At 44.3% G+C, this 23427-nt stretch carries 18 protein-coding genes; 5 read left to right on the forward strand and 13 right to left on the reverse strand.

Translation table 11 applies throughout. The features are described from left to right. The first annotated feature begins 269 nt into the window (after positions 1-269). The 4 genes from K08M4_RS07950 (at position 270) to K08M4_RS07965 (ending at position 4824) form a co-directional block, all read left to right on the forward strand. A complete protein-coding gene (locus tag K08M4_RS07950) occupies positions 270-1577 on the forward strand; it encodes a TolC family outer membrane protein (protein WP_086049491.1) in 1308 nt (435 codons plus the stop codon). Beyond that, the gene (locus K08M4_RS07955) at positions 1577-2191 is read left to right on the forward strand and encodes an OmpA family protein (protein WP_017098852.1); all 615 of its coding nucleotides are present in this window, start codon (positions 1577-1579) and stop codon (positions 2189-2191) included. Before K08M4_RS07950 ends, K08M4_RS07955 begins: the two co-directional genes overlap by 1 nt. A 131-nt stretch (positions 2192-2322) precedes the next feature. Continuing rightward, positions 2323-2673, forward strand: a complete 351-nt coding sequence (locus tag K08M4_RS07960) for a DUF2750 domain-containing protein (RefSeq protein ID WP_017062305.1) — start codon at positions 2323-2325, stop codon at positions 2671-2673. Between the two features lie 162 nt (positions 2674-2835). Beyond that, a complete protein-coding gene (locus K08M4_RS07965; protein WP_086049492.1) occupies positions 2836-4824 on the forward strand; it encodes a tetratricopeptide repeat-containing diguanylate cyclase in 1989 nt (662 codons plus the stop codon). A gap of 2 nt (positions 4825-4826) precedes the next feature. Here K08M4_RS07965 and queC read toward each other — a convergent pair whose 3' ends face one another. After that, positions 4827-5522 carry a 7-cyano-7-deazaguanine synthase QueC gene (queC, locus tag K08M4_RS07970; RefSeq protein WP_086049493.1) on the reverse strand — a complete coding sequence of 232 codons (696 nt, stop codon included), beginning with the start codon at positions 5520-5522 and terminating at the stop codon, positions 4827-4829. A gap of 60 nt (positions 5523-5582) precedes the next feature. Beyond that, a complete protein-coding gene (gene queE / locus K08M4_RS07975) occupies positions 5583-6251 on the reverse strand; it encodes a 7-carboxy-7-deazaguanine synthase QueE (RefSeq protein WP_017077101.1) in 669 nt (222 codons plus the stop codon). A 185-nt stretch (positions 6252-6436) separates the two neighbouring features. On the opposite strand from queE, the gene K08M4_RS07980 reads away from it, so the two are divergent. Beyond that, positions 6437-7246 carry a Cof-type HAD-IIB family hydrolase gene (locus K08M4_RS07980; RefSeq protein WP_086049494.1) on the forward strand — a complete coding sequence of 270 codons (810 nt, stop codon included), beginning with the start codon at positions 6437-6439 and terminating at the stop codon, positions 7244-7246. A gap of 101 nt (positions 7247-7347) precedes the next feature. Here the strand turns inward: K08M4_RS07980 and K08M4_RS07985 are convergent, their stop codons facing one another. The 11 genes from K08M4_RS07985 to K08M4_RS08035 form a co-directional block, all read right to left on the reverse strand. Then, complete coding sequence (locus tag K08M4_RS07985) at positions 7348-8760, reverse strand: bifunctional NUDIX hydrolase/phosphatase PAP2 family protein (RefSeq protein WP_086049495.1); 1413 nt, start codon at positions 8758-8760, stop codon at positions 7348-7350. A gap of 72 nt (positions 8761-8832) precedes the next feature. Then, a complete protein-coding gene (locus K08M4_RS07990) occupies positions 8833-9312 on the reverse strand; it encodes a GNAT family N-acetyltransferase (RefSeq protein WP_017069368.1) in 480 nt (159 codons plus the stop codon). A 203-nt stretch (positions 9313-9515) separates the two neighbouring features. Continuing rightward, entirely contained in the window at positions 9516-9917 is a 402-nt protein-coding gene (locus K08M4_RS07995) for a YMGG-like glycine zipper-containing protein (RefSeq protein WP_086049496.1), read from the reverse strand. Positions 9918-10155: 238 nt separating this feature from the next. Continuing rightward, positions 10156-10602 (reverse strand): hypothetical protein, encoded by a 447-nt coding sequence (locus tag K08M4_RS08000; protein WP_009846621.1) that lies wholly within the window; start codon positions 10600-10602, stop codon positions 10156-10158. Between the two features lie 147 nt (positions 10603-10749). Further along, entirely contained in the window at positions 10750-12654 is a 1905-nt protein-coding gene (locus K08M4_RS08005; protein WP_086049497.1) for a propionyl-CoA synthetase, read from the reverse strand. A 118-nt stretch (positions 12655-12772) separates the two neighbouring features. Beyond that, complete coding sequence (gene prpF, locus K08M4_RS08010) at positions 12773-13945, reverse strand: 2-methylaconitate cis-trans isomerase PrpF (RefSeq protein WP_086049498.1); 1173 nt, start codon at positions 13943-13945, stop codon at positions 12773-12775. A gap of 9 nt (positions 13946-13954) precedes the next feature. Next, positions 13955-16591: a Fe/S-dependent 2-methylisocitrate dehydratase AcnD gene (acnD, locus tag K08M4_RS08015; protein WP_086049499.1), complete on the reverse strand. Its 2637-nt coding sequence runs from the start codon at positions 16589-16591 to the stop codon at positions 13955-13957. Positions 16592-16692: 101 nt separating this feature from the next. Then, complete coding sequence (prpC, locus tag K08M4_RS08020) at positions 16693-17907, reverse strand: bifunctional 2-methylcitrate synthase/citrate synthase (protein WP_086049500.1); 1215 nt, start codon at positions 17905-17907, stop codon at positions 16693-16695. 146 nt (positions 17908-18053) lie between these two features. Then, a complete protein-coding gene (gene prpB / locus K08M4_RS08025; protein WP_086049501.1) occupies positions 18054-18950 on the reverse strand; it encodes a methylisocitrate lyase in 897 nt (298 codons plus the stop codon). 96 nt (positions 18951-19046) lie between these two features. Further along, positions 19047-19766, reverse strand: coding sequence for a GntR family transcriptional regulator (locus K08M4_RS08030; protein WP_086050406.1), 720 nt, complete (start codon positions 19764-19766; stop codon positions 19047-19049). Between the two features lie 393 nt (positions 19767-20159). Continuing rightward, entirely contained in the window at positions 20160-23333 is a 3174-nt protein-coding gene (locus K08M4_RS08035; protein ID WP_086049502.1) for an HD domain-containing phosphohydrolase, read from the reverse strand. Positions 23334-23427: the final 94 nt, after the last annotated feature.

The raw sequence follows: 23427 nt of genomic DNA on the forward strand, positions 1-23427 counted from the left end.
AAACGAATGATAACGGTCACTGAGTGATAATTAAGATGACGAAAACTTGCATATAAGTTATTGTCTTAGGGAAAGATAACCCAAACACTCAAATCAAATTTAAGTACTCAAAATCGACTTAAATTGTACGGCGATCGGTTAACAACTTTACAACCATTTACGAATGCTCACCGGGCATTCGTTATTTTTTTGGCGGTTCATCTAAATTTGATATATTCAAGCTTAAAAGCGACAAACTTAGGTGATACTCCATTTTTGGGAGATTGAAATTGAACTGGATTAAAACGACTACATTAGGGTTGGCTATTGCACTCAGTTTACCGGCTAGCGCACAAACCTTAGAGCAAGCCGTCGCGTTTACTTTAGAAAGTAACCCTGAAATCAAAGCGGCATATAACCAGTACGTTAGTCAACGTTACCTTAACGATGCTTCTGGTGGAGCTTACCGCCCGAGTATAGATTTAGACGGTGGCATTGGTTACGAATATACGGATTTGGCTACGAATTCGAGCTCAACAGATCTAACGCGTAAAGAAGCAGCAATTACGTTGACACAACTCATTTGGGATGGCGCGAATACTTCTAACGACATTGATCGTACCGCTGCTGATGCAGAGTCTGTCCGTTATCAATTACTATCTAGCGCTCAAGATATTGCACTGCAAGTCACCAAAGTTTATCTTGATTCCGTTAAAGCTTATGAAGTGCTTACACTTTCTGAAAACAATCTCGCGACGCACAAAAATATCTATATAGATATCAAGAAACGAGTTGATTCAGGCATTGGGTCTACAGCAGACATGTCTCAGGTGGAAGCTCGTATTGCAAAAGCTCATGGTAATTTGCTGGCAGCTCAAAATAATTTATTTGATGCCCATACTCAATTCAAACGCCTTGTTGGCCAAGCCCCACTAGGCTTGGTATATCCACGTGCTGACGCAGGCTCTATTCCTTATACGATCGACGGTGCTTTGGCAAAAGCCTTTAACCAACACCCGGTTATCAAAATTGCACAAGCTGACGTAGATTCAGCGAAGTTCCAATACAAGCAGTCGAAGAGTACCAACTACCCAACTGTTTCTTTTGAAGCAGCTCAAAGGTGGCGCGATGATGCAGGTGGTACGAAAGGCAACAGCGATGAATTTTCTGCGATGTTCCGCTTAAAGTACAATCTCTATAACGGTGGAGCCGATCAAGACCGTGCCGAAAGTGCCGCTTATCAACTCAACAAAGCAAAAGACCTACGTGAGAGTACTTACCGCAATGTAGAAGAAAGCTTACGCCTTTCATGGAGCGCTCTTGACTTAACCGTTCAGCAGAAAGATTTCTTGTCGGATCACGTAGACTCGGCTTCTGACACCGTTATCTCTTATGAAAAACAATACCGAATTGGTAAGCGTACCCTTCTCGATCTACTTAACACTGAAAATGAACTCTTCGAAGCACGTAAGGGATTTTTAGACGCTAAGTACGATGTACAGTACGCAAAGTATAGAGTCATGAATGCGACAGGTAATCTATTAACAGGGTTACGTGTAGAGACTCCACAAGAATGGAATGAAAAGGTAGAATATTAATGAAGCTTCTCAAAACTATACTCCCACTATGCTTCGTGGTTGCTTCTGCCAACATCATGGCTGAAACAAATGATGAGTTCACTTATCGTGCTCTTCCTAGCACCACACAAAGTTATGATCTCGAAGATGATGATAATGATGGTGTTATCAACGCTCGCGATTTATGTATAGATACACAAATAGGCGCTGAAATAGATAATGATGGCTGTGGCTCGTATTTCGAGTCTAGTGAACAAAAAGAACTTCATATTTTGTTTGCTAATGACTCTGCAGAAATCAAACCTGTATTCCTGGGCCAAATCCGTCAAATGGCTGCGTTTCTAAAACGTTACGAGAATACAAGTATCCAACTTCAAGGCTATGCCAGTAAAGTGGGTAATGCTGAACACAACCTGAAACTGTCAGAAAAGCGAGCGGACAATGTAAGGCGTGCACTTATCAGCAATGGAATTCCACCGTCTAGAGCCTATACCGTAGGTTACGGTGATGTCGGCTTCCGTGATAATGACACCGAAACGAATCATGCACTGAACAGAAAAGTTGTAGCTTCTGTTGTCGGATTTAAAGGCAACATTAAAGAAGAGTGGCATATATTTACTAAAATCGGTAAATAGATTCTACCGCACTCAAACCATACTGAAACGTTTGGTAAGCGTTTCAGTATCCTTATAATTCCTTGATCGCCATATACCTACCCCTTGTATAATGTTAATCTTGTCTTGTTATCAACATAGAGAAATTATTCATGAGCAAACTAACCGCTGATACTCAAGCAAATCTAGAACTTTTCGTTTCTGAAACACAAGAAACTAAACTGGTATGGGGCCTTCGCAACGAAGAAGGTTGGCTAGCATGTGACTCAAGTGAATTCGAAAACAGTGAAGTGATGCCGTTCTGGTCTTCAAAAGAGGACGCTCAGACTCACAACGTTGAAGAGTGGGCAGACTTCGAAGTATTAGAAATCCCACTAGATATCTTTGTAGAAGATTGGTTACTGACCCTAGCTGAAGATGGCGTTCTTGTTGGTACTAACTGGAATGCAACATTGGAAGGCAAAGAACTTGAGCCTTCTGATCTAGCGAAATTATACATCTAGCTTCCAAGATCGGTCGTACAATAGCGTACGACCGGTTACCCATGATAAGCCATTGAGAATTAGAGATTTACCTCACATAAAAAACCATCAACTCGCCAAAAAAATTGAAGCAATATCAAACTAACAATAGAATACCGTTCTTTATCTGATTGATATTATCTCGTGATTCACTCCATTTTCATTGCCTTTCTGCTTTTCATCAACCTTTATTCCTTTAGCCAAGCATCAACAGCGGATCATGAATCTTCTCCAACAATTAGCACCTCGGTAATAGATCCCCACACAACTCCAAATGCTGATTGGAACGCACTCTATCTGTCGACTCTAACTCATTCCCCTTCGCGCGCATTGAACATGCTGCAAACACGCTACACTAGCTCAACAACCTACGGAGATAAGCTCTACCTATCGGCACTGCTATATCAATACATGAGCCAGCGCGATCAACCGTTTTATGGAATAGCTTCAAACGACAGTGACTACCAAGCAATAGAACAAGCGTTTATTAATGCCCTAGTAAATGATGGACAAGGTCAGTACAAAGAAGCTCAGCAAGGCTTTTTGTCCATATTAGTAAAAATGCAATCAATCAACGATGTTACAGGTAGAGCATTATTAAAATACCAATTATGTCGTTCTCTCAATGAGCAAGCTAAATATCATCAAGCGAACTATTATTGTTCTGCACTTCAGTCGGATTTACATGACATTGCTGACCCTGTATTACCAAAATTTGGCACTTATCGAGTGATTGCTAACAATCACCATTTCCGCAGCGACTATCAAGCCGCACTAGATACTTACCTATCACTGATAAGCGTGTTCCCACAAGGACACGATATTTCGGGGGTCTATAACGATGTGGGTAATTTGCTCAAAGAGTTAAAGCAATATGATAAATCGGCAGAGTACCTCATAGAAGCACTCGCTCTGAGATCGGATGCTTCTGATTTGATGAAAGCACAAGTTCATCATAGCCTTGCAGATCTTTACCTTAATCAAGGACAAAGTGACCTAGCAATTAATCACTTTCAAAAAGCAAAAGCACTGTTGACTACATCATCTCATAGCTACGGTATTGCGCTAACAACTCTTGGTTTAGGAAAAGCATACACGCAGACGAAGAACTATGATTTGGCGAGAGACTACTTAGTAGAGTCTCTATCGGCTTCAAGCAAGCTAAACAACGATGTCATTCGAATCAACGCTTTCTTGGCAATCAGCGATATGTTCGAAGACCAAAAACTTAAAACGGAAGCGCTCAATTACGCACAACAAGCTTTGGAGCTATCCGAACGAGTCACAAGACACAAATACACAGCTCAAGCACTACTTCAACTTTCTGATATTTATCAAACTCTCAGCGATTACAAGCAAGCTTTCTATTTCTATCAGCGATACTCATTAATACAGTTCGAAACCCGAGATATAGATAACAGATTGGCTTTTGAAGCACTAGATCTAGCTCATGCTAGGTACGAAAAAGAACTAGAGAGTTCTTTCCTGAGACATCAAGCAAATTTAGACCGACTTCAAATCGAAAAGATGGAACATCAAAGGATGGTGTATAACATCATTGTTATTCTATTGCTGTGTGCGGCTAGCTTTATGATCTTCACAAACAAAGCCATTCGTGCGAAAGCAGCAATCGATGCCATGACAAAGGCGTATAGTCGCACCGAGATAATACGAAGAGTCAAGCGTATCAAAGCCTGTAAAGGAACAGAAAAACAACATGTTCTCGTTTTACTCGATCTAGATAAATTCAAGAAAATTAATGACCAATATGGCCACCCTACTGGTGATCGAGCACTCGTCCATATCAGTGAGCAAATTAGAAAGCACTTAATGAGTGATGAATTGTTTGGCCGCTTAGGCGGTGAAGAGTTTCTTATCATGCTGACCGACACTAAACCTTCTGAAGTACAAGAGCGTGTAGAGGAGTTACATTATGCCATTTCGAGTGCAGTCTTCTTATCAGAAAACAAAAAGCCACTTAATGTAACCGCGAGCTTTGCTTATTTAGCAACCTCAAACGCATTAAGTGACTTTGATGACTTGTATTCAGTGCTTGACCAGGCGCTGTATCAAGCAAAGAGCAACGGCCGAAACTGCATCATTGATGCTTATAACGAACCTATTGACTCATGAGGTTATTTATTCTCACCCTGCTTGCGAACCAATTCAGCCATAATACCTTCGCGATCACCTAGGTAATCGCTAAGGCCTATTTTGCGTAGTTCACACGCTGGACAATCGCCACAACCGCTGCCGATGATGCCATTGTAACAAGTCAGTGTTTTATTGCGAACAAGCTCAAGTGCTGAGTACTGGTCGGCCAACGCCCATGTTTCAGCTTTGTTGAGCCACATTAACGGTGTTTTAATATCAAGCGGCTTGTCCATACCTTGTACAAGCGCAGAGTTCATCGCTTTCACAAAGTCATTACGACAATCAGGGTAGCCTGAGAAATCAGTTTCACACACGCCCGTGATTACGGTATTTGCACCGATTTGGTAAGCGTAAATACCCGCCAAAGTTAAGAACAGAATATTACGACCGGGAACAAAAGAGTTTGGTAGTCCATTCTCTTGTAGCTCATGAGACACAGGAATATCGTCACGAGTCAGAGAGCTGATAGCCAGTTCATTCAACAGAGTCACATCCATCACTTTGTGCGCTTTCACACCAAGCTCTTTTGACAATGACTCTGCCACTTCAATCTCGAGTCTATGGCGCTGACCATAGTCAAACGTAATCGCATGAACTTCATCATACTCTTTTAAAGCTTGAACAAGACACGTTGTTGAGTCTTGACCACCACTGAATACTACGACTGCTTTTTTCATCTTAAATCCTTACGAGAATCTTCTACTAGCGACTTATCTAGGCCAGTAAACAAATGCAACCTATGCGATGCTCAAATATTTGTGAGTTTGAATAGATAAACGCCAGTTACGTTCAATACAGGTATCAATACACAGTTGCGTTGCACGTTCTTTTTGGCTAATAGGTTGAAGTGCAATGACTGTATTTTCAGGAACATCGGCTCTAGCAATAAGAGCATCTAGTTGCTCGATATCTTTACCTGTACCAACAGGGTGCTTGATTTCATTCGCACGAACGAGTGCGCTATCAAGGATATCCAATTTGGCTTTCATTGCGACTTTTGGTGACACCGTAACCCAAGTACCCAGTGTGGCTTTTACTTCCGATGTTCCGCTGGTCTCAATCTGACAGCGACAACCGTGCTGCTCAAATGCTTCAGTAAGAGGGACAAGATCATAGATGCACGGCTCACCACCGGTAATCACAATGTGCTTAGCGGTGTAACCTTGCTTGATGTATTCATTCACGATTCCTTGCGCATCAATTGCAGACCAAGTCGGTGAATCCTCTGTCTTAACCATAATATCACCAAGGCTCGTTTCATCTTCCGGCAACGCTTCCCAAGTCTGTTTGGTATCACACCAAGAACAGCCTACAGGGCAAATTTGCAGTCGAACAAAAACAGCAGGAACGCCGGTAAATACGCCCTCGCCCTGGATGGTTTCAAACATTTCATTAATCTTGTACAACTTACCCTCAGCTCAATCATTTGATGAAATTAATCAACCGCAGACCTTAAAGCACTTGCCCCTTTTGGTCAAACAAATGAGTACTGATAAATGAGTTGATCAAAGCCCTAGCCTGAACTTTCAAGTTCCCTTATCCTTTCGCCCATTAGATTTCGTTAGCTTTTAATTTTTTAGTAAGGAACAACATGTACAAACTGATTGCTCTTGATATGGATGGCACACTGCTCAACAGTGATAAAGTAATTTCTCAAGAGAACAAAGACGCGATTGCCAAAGCACGCGCTGCAGGTGTGAAAGTGGTTCTGGCTTCTGGTCGTCCTTTGGAAGGCATGCAGAGTAAGTTAGACGAGCTTTCAATCAACGGCGAAGATGACTTTGTGCTCTTCTACAACGGCTCTATGGTTCAAAACGTCTCTACAAAAGAACTCATTCATAGTGAGATCAGCAATGGTAAAGCCGCGAAAGAGATCGCAACCCTCGCTGTACAGCTTGGTGGTTATGTTCATGCATTCAGCAAGATTCATGGCTTAATCACGCCTGAAAACAATGAGTACACAGCTATTGAAGCGCGTATTAATGGCTTAGAGATTACCGAGTTCGACTTTTCTCAACTAGAAGATGACCACGAAATCATCAAAACTATGATTGTCGCAGAACCAAGCAAGCTGACTGAAATCATCAGCAAGTTGCCACAAGAGCTTAAGACTCAATTTACTATCGTGCAAAGTGCACCATTCTTCTTAGAGTTCCTAAACCCAAATTCAAACAAGGGTGTCGGTATTGAGGCGATAGCAAAGCACTTGGGTATTACAGCAGAAGAAGTAATCTGCATGGGTGACGCTGAAAACGATCATCATATGCTTGAATACGCTGGCCTTGGCATTGCAATGGAAAACGCAATGGAAGAAACCAAGAAACTGGCGGATCACATCACAGCGAGCAACGACGACCATGGTGTAGCGGTCGCGATTGAGAAGTTTATCTTCAACTCGTAAACGCTGAACAGGTTCTAATGAGAATTACTTTTTGCTTGTTGCAGAAATGACAAAGGCTGTGCACTGCACAGCCTTTTTTGATTTTATATTAGTCGGTTCGCCTACTCTCTTTTCCATGGCAGACGAAACGCCACTACACCAAATAGAATCAAGATTGGGAAACGTAAGGTCTCAACGATAAATGAAGCGATGCCACTGAATGAGACGAAACTTCCTGCCCAGCTAATCAGCAGATTCCCCGCTAACAACATCGCCATCACTCCAAATACAATCTTGAATGAGAACTGGCCGACCAAAGGCTTCGAATCCGTTAACGTTACTAAGCATGCAATCGTCATCAAAATTGCTACCCAGAAAGAGAATGTTGGCAGTGGCCATATCACCGTGAGAACAATCGACAGTAAGCACAATGCCCACCAGACACCTTTAGAGCTTAATAAGGCACTAATATCAACATCAGGTTTCGCATCTAATCTCACGATGTGCCAAGTCGTTAACGCGCCCAATACGCCTCCCATTAAGACATCACTAAAGAACGCACTGCCTGAATAAGACGTAAATAGCATAATCCACAGTAGGCCCGCGAGCACTATCAAAATCGATTTTTGCTCCAAGAGGCGCTTTAGTTTCCAAAAGACTAACAAGGTTAAACTCACCCACAAGCCAGCCAATAAACTTGGAAAGCTATACCCACTGCTCATCACTAGCTTCAATGTTGGCAAGTAAGCATGCGGACGTGGAAAACCAAACCCTTGGTGGGCGATTAAAGTGAGCAATGTCACCGAGATCAAAGTGAAGCCAAACTTCAACGCGAAGTTACGGCCAAAATGCCAAGCAATTAGCGGCAATATCACGATGAAAACCCATGGCTTCGCTAACGAGTCAGTTAAAAGTACAGTATTCGCAAACACGCTTGGCATCTTATCGAACGCGTTTTGAAGCGACACAATCCAATTTAATTCAACTTGATGGACTTTCGGTGCCGCGCCCACCAGCTCAGTCACATACGTCACAGGTTGATCTGTCGCGGATAAAAAGAATTCGTTAATCTCAGACCATTGCTCTGGGTAACGGTATTGGTTGGCTTGCAACTCCGTAGGTGGCAATAACATCGCGCGACTGACTTCCACACCATAATGAGGAGCAAACCAGATTGGTAGCTCAAAGCCACCTAACTCATTTCGAGCTTTGTAACTGATCACTTCAGAGTCAGAGACACAATCATACACAACGGCACTGTCGGTATATCCCAACACATCACCGACCGTCACGGACAAGCCCGCCTCTTCCCAAGTTTCTCGTTGCGCCGCGACCGATGGCGGCTCACCAGAAACCACAGTGCCTCCCGGTAGAGACAATTGCCCCGTGATCAATTCATCAACCAATACGATTTGGTTATCGGCACGTACTACACACAAGGCGCCCGCGATATGATCGGGCAAAGTGTTGCTTGCCCAAGCGGAAGTAGTACTCAAAAGAGATAATATGAAAACTAATAAATGTCGAATAGCCAACGAGTTTACCTAAAAATAAGAGAAAAAGTTAAAGACTGCTCTAGTGTAATCAAACACGCACAAAATCGCTGTCTACGTTTTGTGCAAAGCCTTCCTCATCCATTGAATGTGAGGTGTGAACCCCATTTTTTGGTAGAAGTCCTTGGCAGGTGAATTAAAGTCCCAAACCTCTACAAAGACTTGTTCAACCCCATAATCATCAAAAGTCGCTTCAACTTTGCTAAACAACTTTTCAGCAATCGATTCTTTTCGATAATCAGGCAAGACAAACAGTTCATCGACACTCCCCATCGGCACCGGTTTACTCACCGTTGAGATAAGCTCACAAAAATGTCCGGAGATAAAGCCAACAATGAGCTCACCTTTTAATGCCACATAAACTAAGCATTCAGGATCATCCAAGTAACGTGCAATGCTTTTTTCCTGCTCAATCTCTTCTGCCGTTTTAAAGTGCTCTGGGCTAGCAAGGTGGTGGTGATGGTGGAGATCGAACATTAACTCGTTAAGTTGTTCCAAATCCGTGTGCTTTGCAGCCCTTAAGATGACATTCATGACTATTGCGCTTCTCAAACCAAATTAATATCTAAACTGAGTCTAGTTTACTTGGCGTGAGTATCTATACAAGTTATTGAATTAATTCATTGTTTGAAGTGCGTATTTTAGATGCAAAAACGGCCACATTACGTGGCCATTCTGTTTGAATGATTTTCAATTAAACTAATATCTAGGCTTTAGCTTTAGTTGTAGCTTCAGCTTTATGCGCCGTTGTCCTCTTTCTCTTCTTTGAGATCAGCAAGCTGTTGTTCTAGTTCAATAAGCTTAATTTCAGCCTCTACTTCAGCAACTCGCTTTTCTGCATCGGTGCGATTGTCTTGCGCCAGACCATCAGCAGTGACTTGGGTTCGTTGTGCGCTTCTTGCATCATCCGTATCTTTCATTGAACCAGCAACACCACCGGTCACACCACCCAATGCAGCACCCTTCGCGGCTAAGCTCGCATCTCCAGTTAGAGCGCCTGCTGTCGCTCCTAATAAAGCACCACCCACAGCACCACGATTACGTGCAGCATTCTCATTTTCGTTATCCATTGCTGGTGATGCGCAACCAGAAAGAGTCACAATCAGTGTCGCTAAAAGAAAAGGTTTAGTGAATTTCATAGGAGTCTCGCTTAGTTCTTCGTTTGGAGTAGAGCCATCTTAAGCAGAACCGTTAATGAGATAAATAAAGCCACGTTTAGACGATACATCATGTTCAGTTATGTATTATTCAGCCTTCACATAATTACTTAATAATATATATCTTTAAGCTCGCTTTAGCCTGACAAACAAAAAAGGCGACCAATAAGGTCGCCTCAATCTAGCTTTCTCAATAATTTTTGTATTTCACATGTCGCTCTTAGCCTTTGGACCAAAAGTTTTGCATATTTTCTGCGCTAGGTGGTGGCCTAACACCGCAATCTCGATAATGATTTTTATCGCCGATCCCCAGTATCTTGCCATTTTCGTCATCAATCATAGCGGCTACTTTGACACCGTCTCCCACATGACGAGTCAACACGACAATTTCACCGGCTCTTTCAGACCTTACCGCGCCTAAGATTTGATATTCGTAGCGACCTTTCCTTGAATTAACGATCATCTTCGAGTTAATCGGGTCGGCTTCATACCCCACGCCCATATCAAAAACTGCTTGATAGAGATCGACGCCAGTCTTGGACACACATTTAAATATCTTGGGATGACTCAATGGCTCTAACAACGCTCTACTCGCTTCATCCTTTGAAATACTGGCACTAGCAGCACCACTGACCAGTAAAGCAATCAACAAAAAGTAAGCTCGCATAAAAAGACCTCAATATGTGGGGTTCATAATGAGGTCATCGTAAACGCAATGGATAAGCGGATGAATAAAGTAGAGTTTAGGTAAACCATCACGCTGGGTTATGTATAAATCAACAAGCCGAAGGTGAGATTACCTAAACTGCGACGTCTATTTGCCGAGCTTTTCAGCAATTTCAGTTAAGCTGGTAGGGTCGTCAATCGTCGAAGGCACCACATATTGTTCGCCTTCTGCGATCTGTCGGATAGTTCTGCGTAAGATCTTACCTGAACGTGTCTTGGGTAGTCTCTCAACAACCAAGGCTTGCTTAAAACAGGCTACCGCGCCAATCTCATTGCGAACCTTGCCAACCAACTCCGCTTGTAACTCAATGCCATCGACTTTTACGCCATCTTTCAGCACAACTAAACCAAGAGGTAGCTGCCCTTTTAAGTCATCGTGAATACCGACTACCGCGCATTCTGCAATGGCTGGGTGACCACCCACGATCTCTTCCATTTCACCCGTCGACAGACGGTGTCCCGCTACGTTTATCACATCGTCGATACGACCCATGATAAATAGATACCCATCTTCATCAAGATAGCCACCGTCCCCAGAAACATAATAGCCCGGGAACTGACTCAAATAGCCGGATTCAAACCGATCATGATTGCGCCATACCGTGGGTAAACAACCAGGCGGCAATGGTCGTTTAAGTGCCACAAACCCTTGTTGATTCGTTTGTGCGATTTCACCCAATTCATTGAGGATCTCCACTTGGTAACCGGGTACTGGCTTGGTTGAAGAACCCGCTTTTACAGGCAAAGATTCAAGCCCTGTTGGATTGGCAGAAATAGCCCAACCCGTTTCGGTTTGCCACCAGTGGTCGATAACCGGTTTATTGGTATGAGATTCGACCCAATCCAATGTTGGCGGGTCCAAGCGCTCGCCAGCCATGAAAATCGACTTGAGCGATGATAAGTCATACTTGGTGAGCAACTCGCCTTCAGGATCTTCTTTCTTGATTGCTCTAAACGCGGTTGGCGCAGAAAACAATACATCGACGTTGTACTCTTCACACACACGCCAGAATGCGCCGGGATCTGGTGTTCTTACTGGCTTGCCTTCAAACAAAATGGTCGTACAGCCATGAATCAATGGCGCATACACAATATAGGAATGCCCCACTACCCAGCCGACATCAGAAGCTGCCCAAAACACACCATCTTGCGGCATATCGTAGATAGTGCTCATCGAGTATTTCATCGCTACCGCATGACCACCATTGTCACGTACCACGCCTTTCGGCTTACCCGTCGTTCCTGATGTATACAAGATATATAGTGGGTCAGTTGCTAGAACAGGCACACACACGTGAGGCAAAGCATCCTCAACCGCTTGTTGCCAAAGTACATCGCGTTCATTGTTCAATTCGGCTAGAGACTGCTCTCTTTGGAATACCACCACTTTCTCAGGCTTCCAGCGGCTGTCCATGATCGCCCTGTCGACCATTGGCTTGTATGGCAGAACCTTGTTTATCTCGACACCGCAGGAGGCAGTAATCAACACTTTTGGTTCAGCATCTTCGATCCGAACTGCTAATTCATGAGGGGCAAAGCCACCAAACACCACCGAATGCACCGCGCCTAGTCGAGCACAAGCCAGCATTGCCATTGCCGCTTCAGGAATCATTGGCATGTAGATCACCACACGATCGCCTTTAGTAACGCCTTGCGTGGCTAACATGCCTGCGACTTTAGCCACTTGGTCACGCAATTGATTGTAAGTGTATGAGGATTGATTTCCTGTAACTGGAGAATCGTAAATCAGCGCGGTATTGCCACCACGGCCATTTTCACAATGGTAATCAAGCGCGAGCCAGCAGGTGTTCATCACCCCATCAGGAAACCAACGCTCAATACCGTTATCGTCCGTTTGTAAAATTGTTTTCGGTGGTTCAAACCAATCTATCGCTTGTGCTTGTGTTTCCCAGAACGAATTTGGGTCTTCCCTCGCCCATTGATACTCGGTGATATAATCGGTTTTTCTGTTTATTCGATTCGTAGCAGACATAGTGCCTCCTCCATGATTTATCCATTAGTCCAAGCGCCTAGCTTTTGGCAGTAGCACTTGATTGCACTCTTTTCTCAGCGTTGTGTTCGTGAACATTTAACCGTTCACGACAATCGCTTTACTTAGGAAAAGGCACTCGAATGGCACCTTCCATGATCACTCGGGCACTACGACTCATAATCGCCCGTTCTATTTTCCAACCGCTTTCCGTCTGAATAGCTTTAGCACCCACTTTTAAGGTTCCTGATGGATGACCAAAGGTAACAAAATCTCGGGAACCCTCACCGACTGCCAAGTTCACTAACGTACCTGGCACACTCGCCGCTGAAGCAATGGCGACTGCAGCCGTACCCATCATAGCGTGATGCAGTTGTCCCATAGACAAAGCACGCACCAGAAGGTCAGTATCTTCGGCAGCAACCGATTTACCACTGGAGGCTTGGTACGCTTGAGGCTTAGCAACAAACGCGACTTTAGGTGTGTGTTGGCGTGATTCAGCTTGTTCTAAAGAATCAATAAGACCCATCGCTACTGCACCATGTGCTCGTATGGATTCAAATAGAGCCAAGGCTTTGGTATCACTATTGATATCTGATTGAAGTTCAGTGCCTTGGTAACCAACCGATTCAGCATCAACAAAAATGGTGGGTATCCCAGCATTAATGTATGTCGCTTTGATGCAACCCAGATCGGGAACATCTAAAAAATCGACAATATTCCCTGTTGGGAACATAGAGCCGCTCGCATCGGCGGGGTCTAGGAAATCAACTTGGATCTCAGCGGCGGGGAAAGTCACACCGTCGAGTTCAAAATCACCTAACTCTTGAACTTCGCCACCAGCGATAGGTACATGAACAATAATGGTTTTCTCTATATTCACTTGCCATACTCGCACCTCGACCACACCGTTTTCTGGAATACGATTCGAGTCGACTAGGCCACTATGAATAGCAAATGGGCCTACGGCAGCAGACAGATTGCCGCAGTTACCGCTCCAATCAACGAACGGCTTGTCTATTGCTACTTGGCCGAATAGGTAATCAACATCGTGATCGGCTTTACTGCTTTTCGAAACAATAACGGTTTTACTGGTACTGGATGTTGCACCACCCATGCCGTCGGTTTGTTTGCCATAAGGATCTGGACTACCAATCACGCGCAGAAGTAATGCGTCTCGAGCTTCTCCGGCAACTTGCGCAGCTTCAGGTAAGTCACTTAAGTTGAAGAAAACGCCTTTGCTTGTTCCGCCCCGCATGTAGGTAGCAGGTACTTTAATCTGTTTGATGTTCATAACTAGCTCCTACTGTGCAAGAAAGTCTTTGGCGAAACGTTGCAACACGCCACCAGCGCTATAAACATTCACTTCGTCTGCGGTGTCTAGTCGGCAGGTCACGGGAACATCAAGCTTTTTACCGTTTTTACGAGTGATGACTAGAGCCAAATCAGAACCTGCTTCAATGTCGCCGTACACGTCGTAAAGCTCGGTGCCATCCAACTCTAAGGTATTGCGATTCGTTCCTACTTTGAACTGCAGAGGTAATACACCCATGCCAACTAAGTTGGTTCTGTGAATTCTTTCAAATCCTTCAGCCACAATCACTTCAACACCCGCTAAACGCACACCTTTAGCAGCCCAGTCACGTGATGAACCTTGTCCATAATCCGCACCCGCCACGACAATCAAAGGCTGTTTACGGTTCATGTAGGTTTCTATCGCTTCCCACATTCGAGTAACTTGACCTTCAGGTTCAACTCTTGCTAATGAACCTTGCACGACTTCTCCAGCGTCCTTCACCATTTCGTTAAACAGCTTAGGGTTGGCGAATGTTGCTCGTTGCGCGGTTAAGTGATCGCCTCGATGGGTCGCGTAAGAGTTAAAGTCCTCTTCCGGCACTTCCATTTTGGTGAGGTATTCCCCCGCTGCGCTCGAAGCGAGAATCGCATTTGAAGGGGATAAGTGATCGGTAGTGATATTGTCACCCAGAATCACTAAAGGTCTCATACCAGATAGGCTTCGTTCTCCCGCAAGAGCACCTTCCCAATAAGGTGGTCTGCGAATATAGGTACTTTGAGGTCGCCAGTCATAAAGCGGTTCAGTCGTCACCTGTTCCTCGTCTGGCTGGAACATTTTCACGTAGATTTGTTGGAATTGCTGAGGCTTAACATGCTCACCGACAACGGCATCGATCTCGGCATCACTCGGCCATAAATCACTTAAGTAGATTGGCTTACCATTGTTGTCGGTGCCTAAGCTGTCTTTCTCGATATCAAATCGAATCGTGCCAGCCAAGGCGTAAGCAACCACCAATGGCGGTGAGGCTAAAAACGCTTGTTTTGCATAGGGATGGATTCGACCATCAAAGTTTCGATTCCCTGACAACACAGCGGTTGAGTACAGGTCGCGGTCGATGATCTCTTGTTGGATAGCAGGATCCAACGCCCCACTCATTCCGTTACAGGTAGTACACGCATAACCCACGATACCGAAGCCTAATTGTTCCAGCTCAGTTAGCAAACCTGCCGACTCAAGATAGAGCTTGGCAACTTTAGAGCCCGGCGCAAATGACGTTTTCACCCACGGCTTACGAACTAATCCAAGCTGATTGGCTTTCTTTGCCACCAATGCGGCGGCGACTACGTTTCTTGGGTTGCTGGTGTTGGTACAAGAAGTAATTGCCGCAATGATTACGGCACCATCGGGCATCTGTTCATCGCTGAACTGCTTAGCATGCTGCTCTTTACAAGATGCTTGGCTAATGCCTTGTTCAGCCAGCTCTCTGGTTGGCAAACGACGATGTGGGTTAGACGGCCCTGCAAGATTACGCTCAACCTTCGACAAATCAAACTCAAGTACGCGCTCATATTGAGCAGAGTCGAGATCGTCAGCCCATAGCCCGGTTTGCTTGGCGTAGCGTTCGACTAGTTCAACCTGCTCAGGCTCACGGCCCGTAAGCTTCAAGTATTGAATGGTCTGTTCATCGATGTAGAACATACCCGCAGTCGCACCGTACTCTGGCGTCATGTTAGATATTGTTGCGCGATCACCAATGGTCAGTGCACGAGCCCCTTCACCGAAGAATTCCAAATAACTTGAGACCACTCTCTCATTGCGAAGGAACTCAGTAATCGCAAGCACAATATCCGTTGCAGTTATCCCTTCTTGTCGTTGGCCCGTCAGTTTAACGCCTACAATATCAGGCAATCGCATCATCGACGGACGACCGAGCATCACAGTTTCAGCTTCCAAGCCGCCCACACCAATCGCAATAACGCCCAGAGCATCAACGTGCGGTGTATGGCTATCGGTACCAACACAGGTATCAGGGAAAGCGATGCCTTCTTTAGATTGAATAACCGGAGACATTTTCTCCAAGTTAATCTGGTGCATGATCCCGTTACCAGCAGGGATCACACTCACGTTTTTAAACGCGGTTTTACACCATTCAATAAAATGAAAACGGTCTTCGTTTCTGCGCTCTTCAATCGCGCGGTTTTTATCAAAGGCTTGGTTATCAAAACCTGCGTGTTCCACTGCTAAAGAGTGGTCAACAATCAGCTGGGTTTCGACAACGGGGTTAACCTTGGCAGGGTCTCCGCCTTGGTCGGCAATCGCGTCTCTCAAGCCAGCTAAATCAACCAAGGCTGTTTGACCAAGAATGTCATGACACACCACACGCGCAGGATACCAAGGGAAATCAAGGTCACTCTTGCGTTCAATGATCTGTTTTAAGCTGTCTTCAAGGGTTTCAGGATCACAGCGTCTTACTAATTGCTCTGCCAATACTCTCGACGTATAAGGCAAGGTTTTATAACTGCCCGGAGATATCGCTTCTACCGCTTCGCAAGCATCGTAATACTCTAAATGAGTTCCGGGTAAAAGTTTTCGGTACTGATTTTTGTCAAGGTACTGAGCTTGTTCAAGTTTCACATCAGACATACATCCACCATTATCTGTTAAATTCTATTCGTTGGTTCTTGAGGCCTTGTCGTATGAAGACGGAAGTCACCTCAAGACATAAGTCGGCTCGTTATAGAGGGCTAACGTAGATGAATAGGTAACCAGTCTTGATGCTCTGGCCCGGTGTAGTCTGCACTTGGACGAATGATGCGATTGTTTTCTCTCTGTTCGAACACATGCGCCGTCCAACCTGTAAGGCGGCTCATCACAAAGATCGGAGTAAACAATTTGGTTGGGATGTCCATGAAGTGATATGCCGATGCATGGAAGAAGTCAGCATTACAGAACAAGCCTTTCTCGCGCTTCATAACCGCTTCAACACGTTCTGAAACGGCGTAAAGCTGTTTATCACCGACCTCTTGAGCTAGCTCTTTTGACCAACGCTTGATTAGAGCATTTCGTGGGTCGCTTTCACGATAAATGGCATGACCGAAGCCCATGATTTTGTCTTTGTTAGCAAGCATCTGCATGATGTTAGTTTCTGCTTCATCAGCGGATTTCCAATCTTGGATCATTTCCATTGCCGCTTCATTCGCGCCACCATGCAGCGGGCCTCTTAGTGTGCCAATTGCTGCTGTAACGCACGAATGAATATCTGATAAAGTTGATGCGCAAACTCGAGCCGCAAAAGTAGATGCGTTGAACTCATGCTCTGCGTAAAGCGTTAGCGAACAGTGCATTACCTGCTTATGCAGTTCACTCGGCGCTTTATCTGTTAGCATTTTCAAGAAGTAGCCACCCAGACATGCTTCGCTTTGATCTTCAGTATCAATGCGCACGCCATCGTGGCTAAAGCGATACCAATAACAAATAATCGCAGGGAAAAGCGCAAGCATTCGTTCGGTCGCGAACAGTTGCTCAGAGAAGTCAGACTCTTGCTCTAGATTACCTAACATTGAACAACCCGTTCTCATCACATCCATTGGATGAGCGTCTGCAGGAATAAGCTCTAGTGCTGCTTTCAAAGGTTGAGGTAAACCGCGCAGACCAACCAACAATGTTTTGTAATCGTCTAGCTCTTTTTCAGTGGGTAAGTGACCTCTTAATAACAGGTGAGCCACTTCTTCAAACTGAGCATGATTAGCAAGGTCAGTAATATCATAACCACGATAAGTCAAACCCGTTCCTGATTGGCCTACTGTACATAGCGCGGTGGTTCCCGCACTTTGACCACGTAGCCCTGCACCACCAATCGCGGGAGTACCGGTTGGTTTTGCGCTTTCATTCTTGTCTACGTTATTGTTCGCCTTTGACGCATTGTCGACAGTTGCTTTATCACTCAAAGATACAGACATGTTGAACTCCTTTTCTTTGTTAGCCGCCTGCACTCTTTGGTGCTGCCTGTTTATATGTCCGATGATCTTTATCATCGGTACTGGATATGGCGACTGACCATTTCACGTTATTGGATTAAGTTGATTTTTGATTAATTGAAACTGGTTTACCCTTCGCTTGAAAACAACTGATCAAGCTTGTTCTCGTAGTCGTGGTAATTCAGGTGTTCGTAAAGCTCTTTACGGGTTTGCATTGAATCCAACAGAGCTTCTTGATTGCCTTCAACTAACAAGTGTTTGTAAACATTCTCCGCCGCTTTGTTCATCGCACGGAACGCACTCAATGGATAAAGCACCATGTCGACACTTGATTGGGCCAACTCGTGACAGTTATAGAGCGGCGTTTGGCCAAACTCAGTGATGTTCGCGAGAATAGGTACATGCTTGCCCGTTGCTGATTTCAGCGCTGCCGAGAACTTCACGTATTGATCGAGTTGATTCATCGCCTCAGGGAAAATCATGTCAGCGCCCGCTTCAACACATGCAATCGCTCGTTCAATCGCACTGTCTATTCCTTCAACCGCCAATGCATCCGTACGAGCCATAATCACAAAGCTTTCGTCGGTTCTGGCATCGGTTGCAGCCTTAACTCTATCGACCATCTCTTGCTGACTAACAATCGCTTTGTTTGGTCGATGACCACAGCGTTTCTGAGCGACTTGGTCTTCCATATGGATTGCTGCTGCGCCCGCCTTTTCCATCGCGCGAATCGTACGTGCGATATTGAACGCGCCACCGAAACCCGTGTCGATATCCACCAGCAAGGGCAAATCACACGCATTGGTAATACGTTCAACATCCACCAACACATCGTTCAATGTAGTGATACCCAAATCAGGCAAACCGTAAGACGCATTGGCGATGCCTCCGCCAGACAAATAGATCGCTTGATGCCCCAAGTTCTTTGCCATCATCGCGCAATACGGATTCACCGTACCGACGATCTGCAATGGGTCGTTGTCTTGCACAGCTTGTCGGAACTTAGCTCCTGCTGATAACTTCATAATGACGCTCCCTGTTAATTGTTAATTTCTAATCTTTATGACTACTGATGTTTAGCTCTCGCCAGCGAAGAACCGCTGGCAAATACCAGTCGCCAGTTAATCAAGATCTTTGGATTGAATTTGTTGTTCTATAAGCAATCGGCTTCCCGAGATGTGTCGTCGCATTAGCATTTCTGCTAGCTCTTCATCGCGATTACCAATCGCTTGTAGGATGTATTTGTGTTCATCGAGCGCCTCTTTTGGTCGAGACTGAGCCCTAGGCGATTGATAGCGGTACATGCGTAATAGGTGATAAAGCTCATCACACAGCAGCGAAATGAGCTTGCTGTTACGACTCGCTTTGATAATGCGGTAATGGAAATCGAAATCACCATGTTGGTGGAAGTAAGAAGAACCCTCGACTTCATCGATATGTTGGGAATGTGTCGACAATAATCCTTCAAGCCCGATAAGCTCTTCTTGTGTGATGTGTCGCGCTGCTAAGCGAGCCGCCATGCCTTCCAATGCCTCTCGCACCGCGTAAAGCTCTAGCAGTTTGTCTGCCGAAAAAGTAATAACTCGAGCGCCGACATGTGGAATACGTTCTATCAGGCCAAGTCCTTCAACACGCATTATCGCTTCACGTAATGGACCTCGGCTTACCTCAAAGCGTTTAGCCAGTTCAGGCTCCGAGATCTTACTACCAGGGCCTAATTCGCCGCTAACAATCGCCTCAACAAGATACTCAGTGAGGTTTTCTGATTTAGTGTTCTCTTTATCGCTCACACGTGTCTTCGTGTTTGCACTCAAGCTGAGATCTTTTATCGCAGTATTCATATTCACGCTGCTCACTTCTGATTGTTGAGCCTTAATTGTCAACAATTTCATAACATGAACATAAATTACACGATCAAATTGTCGACAATCAAGTAGATTGTCGACAATTTAGACTAAGGTAGTATTTCCCATAGACGATGAAAACTTACTCGAAATGGCAATAAAAACAACCTAACCACCTGTTACTTAATAACTTACAAAGAAACACAGCGACTAAATTCTTACCTACCCTAAAATTACTCGAAGCCAATGTGTCGACAACTTGTAACCACACTTGTCAAACGCAGAGCACTTTGTATCTATCTACCTGCTCACCGATAAACAGCTACAAAAAAGGCGCACTGATGTGCGCCTTTCATTCATCGAACTCGTTCTAACAAGCCAACCTTTTAGTCAAGCAATCTGACGAGTGACTTCAAGGTATTTATTGATATCGACAAAATCAATCTGTTCCGGTTTGAGATACTCTTTTGCATAACGAACATGCGTACCACTGGTTAAGAACAATCTAAACAGTTCGATATCGAGATGCTCGTCCAATGCCATCTTATACATGATATCGACAGCAACACTGATTGGCTTCGCCTTCTTATAAGGCCTATCCGCAGCGGTTAATGCCTCAAAAATATCGGAGATCACCAGAATACGTTCTGGGATTGAAAGGTCGTCGCCAGTCAACTTACGCGGATACCCCGTGCCTTTGAGTGTTTCATGGTGCGTCGAAGCATAGCGAGGCACACGGCTTAGCTCTTTCGGGAATGGCAGGTTCTCAAGCATCTTAATCGTGCCAAGTATATGCTCATTTATTTTGAACCTGTCTTCAGCAGTTAACGTGCCACGTACAATGCTTAAATTATAAACTTCACCTAAATTGTATAAGTACTCAGGAACGTCCATTTTGATTTTGTATTGCGGGTCAAACTCTAACGGCCTATCTCTTTTCACTATATGTTCAGGCTTATCGCTTAACAGCGGCTCTGTCGCTGGCAAGCTTGAACTCGATTCTCGATTCAAGGCTTCTATCGGCGATAGACCAAGTTGATCATCAAAGTTACGCATCCAAGTCGTCCCAGCTATCGAACGAATACGAGCAACTTTGTCGTCACTCATGAACTCACCACCAACGTTCGATGTCGCGATAAAGGCAAAGTCATCTTGTAGCTGCTGCTTGGTTGCCGCAAGCTCATCGGCTATCAGTTGCGTTGATAGCGTACCTTCAAGTTTTTTTCTCAAAGCAGTGATTTCCGCATCACGCCAAAGTACTTCAAATCGTGTTCTCACCTCGTGAATTCGATTGTAGTTGGCCTCAAGCTTCGTACCTTTATCGACAATGTGTTCCGGTGTCGTGATCTTGCCACAATCATGAAGCCAAGCCGCAATTCGAAACTCACGACGCTCGTTATCATTTTCAAATTTAAAGTTTTTTAAGTAATCAGATTGTGATTTTTCAGCCGCCTCAGCCAACATCAAACCCAGTTCTGGTACACGATTACAATGCCCTGCGGTATAAGCTGACTTATCATCGATCGCTTGAGCAATAAGTTTAATGAACGACTCAACAAAGGCTTCTTGGGTTAGCTCATGCTGCTTGAGTTCCATCGCCATGTCTTTTACCGCCACAGATAGCTCCCATACTTCTTTAATTCGAGTCTCAACAAGCTCGACACTGTCATAATCACGCATCTTGATCTTATGAGTCTCCTCCTCTAATTGACGAATAGGACGCACTATCGGTGCACCAAAAACCCAAGCAATAGGCAAGGTCAAACTCATCAGTAACATCGTTACGCCAACAGAGGTTGCTAGACGTTTATTGACTGTACTAAAGATTTCAGTTTCTGGAATCAATACCGCAAAATACTCAGAGTAGTGTTCGCCCGTATCGACTTTCTTTAAATAGAGATGCTTGATCTCGCCATTCAACTCTACCCTTACCATACTACCTTCAACCGTTGCTTCCTTAGTCAAATCATAAAGTTCAGTATAAGGAACCGTCGTATTCGTATTAAAGCCGGTATCATGCAGCCACTTTTTCGCTAAGGCATCAAGTTGTTCACCACTTAACTTGCTGATAGCTTGATCAATGATTGGGAGCAATTGTTTATGCTTGCTCTGCAGCACCAAATGGAATTGGTTTGAGTAGTTCTGGTCTAGATCTTCTAGAGTCCCATTTACACTAAGGCCTGGCTGGAAAAACCTATCTAATGCAAACGAGAGTACGGGTTCAGCGTCTAAGAAAGCAAAGTTCTCTCCACTTTCAATTGAATTAAATGCGGACTCTAGGTTTTCAAACTCAACTAAATCAATGTTCGGAAAGTCCTTTCTCAACTTAGGAATAATTGACCATCCAGATAAAATCGCAACTTTTTGCCCCTCAAGCTCGGCATAATTAGTGACAACCTTCGCGCCGACCCTTGTCACGATAGAAAATGGCAATTCGTAAATTGGAGTCGTGTATAGTCCATCTATGCCATTATTTTTATAATTTTGAACCGATTGCAGGCCATCAATACTTCCTTCTTGAAACTTACTGACAAGCTCGCCCCAAGAGAAACCATTAACAAATTCAAACCTGATCCCTGTCATCTCACCAATCATTTTAAGAAGGTCTATCGCATAGCCGTTTGGTTTCCCCGCTACAGAAAAGTCCATCGGCCCCCAATCATTTTGATTAGAAACTAGCAGTGGAGGGGTATCGTTAACCCAGGCTTTTTGCTCAGACGAAAGTACCAATTTTGATACATCAAACTCCGATTCCTGATTATTAACCTTGAGGTTAGACGCAATAATATTACCCGATTTCGAATATAAGAAGGACTCAACCTTACTATCTTCTGCCAACCCAAGCGCCGTACCTGATAGTTTGTTAGCCAAAGAAGACAACACAATATCAATACCAATCACATGTTGAACTTTAGATTCGATTTTCGACTCAAACGCTAAAGAATAAGTTTGCCCGGTAATTTGTAAATGCTGGAAAAGATATGGCTGAGTTTTTTCGACCGATTGAACATTGGCAGAAACATACCAAGGCCTTGTCGTTGGAAGGTAGTTGCTCTGCTCCGTAGTTGAATTTCTTAGCGCAAACTCTTGGTCAAAATATTTCGTTGTACGGACGCGATCCTGCCCTACATTATGAATTTCAACCACAACCCAACGGTCAGTTTGTTGGGCACCTATTTTCTCTCTAATGACAGGGGCAGATTCTAGATTGATAATTTGGAAGAAGTTTTCATTGGATGAACCAATATAAATACTATAAAAGAGAGGGTTATCTTTAATGGCTTCAGAAAGAATACTACGCGACTCTTCTTTCGATATTTTGTTACTTATAGATCGTTTCACTGAAGCAAGTAAACGCGCTGTGTTGGCTGCGTCGGAGTCAACCGCGCCGATATAGTTACTCAGCTCTTGGGACACCATCGTCAACTTTGATAGGGTATTCTCAGTCGCCATTTTTTTACTAAAGTAATATTGCAGTGAAACAGCAACAACAGCGGTGAGAAATGTCGCAAGCAAAAACATTCCTCCAACGGTAAATCGTAACGAAATTTTTTTGTCTATCATTATTCTATCCTTGAATAACCACTAGCTCAGAAATGTAACGTGCCAGCTATAATCATATTATTAGAGTAGCACTGCACACCTAGCAACATATTAT

The organism is Vibrio syngnathi, assembly GCF_002119525.1.
Lineage (GTDB): Bacteria > Pseudomonadota > Gammaproteobacteria > Enterobacterales > Vibrionaceae > Vibrio > Vibrio syngnathi.

Excerpts from the sequence above, each read along its gene's own strand:
- K08M4_RS07955 (WP_017098852.1), top strand. The coding sequence starts at position 1,577 with ATGAAGCTTCTCAAAACTATACTCCCACTATGCTTCGTGGTTGCTTCT.
- K08M4_RS07960 (WP_017062305.1), top strand. The coding sequence starts at position 2,323 with ATGAGCAAACTAACCGCTGATACTCAAGCAAATCTAGAACTTTTCGTT.
- queC (WP_086049493.1), bottom strand. The coding sequence starts at position 5,522 with ATGAAAAAAGCAGTCGTAGTATTCAGTGGTGGTCAAGACTCAACAACG.
- K08M4_RS07980 (WP_086049494.1), top strand. The coding sequence starts at position 6,437 with ATGTACAAACTGATTGCTCTTGATATGGATGGCACACTGCTCAACAGT.
- K08M4_RS07990 (WP_017069368.1), bottom strand. The coding sequence starts at position 9,312 with ATGAATGTCATCTTAAGGGCTGCAAAGCACACGGATTTGGAACAACTT.
- K08M4_RS07995 (WP_086049496.1), bottom strand. The coding sequence starts at position 9,917 with ATGAAATTCACTAAACCTTTTCTTTTAGCGACACTGATTGTGACTCTT.
- K08M4_RS08000 (WP_009846621.1), bottom strand. The coding sequence starts at position 10,602 with ATGCGAGCTTACTTTTTGTTGATTGCTTTACTGGTCAGTGGTGCTGCT.
- K08M4_RS08005 (WP_086049497.1), bottom strand. The coding sequence starts at position 12,654 with ATGTCTGCTACGAATCGAATAAACAGAAAAACCGATTATATCACCGAG.
- prpF (WP_086049498.1), bottom strand. The coding sequence starts at position 13,945 with ATGAACATCAAACAGATTAAAGTACCTGCTACCTACATGCGGGGCGGA.
- acnD (WP_086049499.1), bottom strand. The coding sequence starts at position 16,591 with ATGTCTGATGTGAAACTTGAACAAGCTCAGTACCTTGACAAAAATCAG.
- prpC (WP_086049500.1), bottom strand. The coding sequence starts at position 17,907 with ATGTCTGTATCTTTGAGTGATAAAGCAACTGTCGACAATGCGTCAAAG.
- prpB (WP_086049501.1), bottom strand. The coding sequence starts at position 18,950 with ATGAAGTTATCAGCAGGAGCTAAGTTCCGACAAGCTGTGCAAGACAAC.
- K08M4_RS08030 (WP_086050406.1), bottom strand. The coding sequence starts at position 19,766 with ATGAATACTGCGATAAAAGATCTCAGCTTGAGTGCAAACACGAAGACA.
- K08M4_RS08035 (WP_086049502.1), bottom strand. The coding sequence starts at position 23,333 with ATGATAGACAAAAAAATTTCGTTACGATTTACCGTTGGAGGAATGTTT.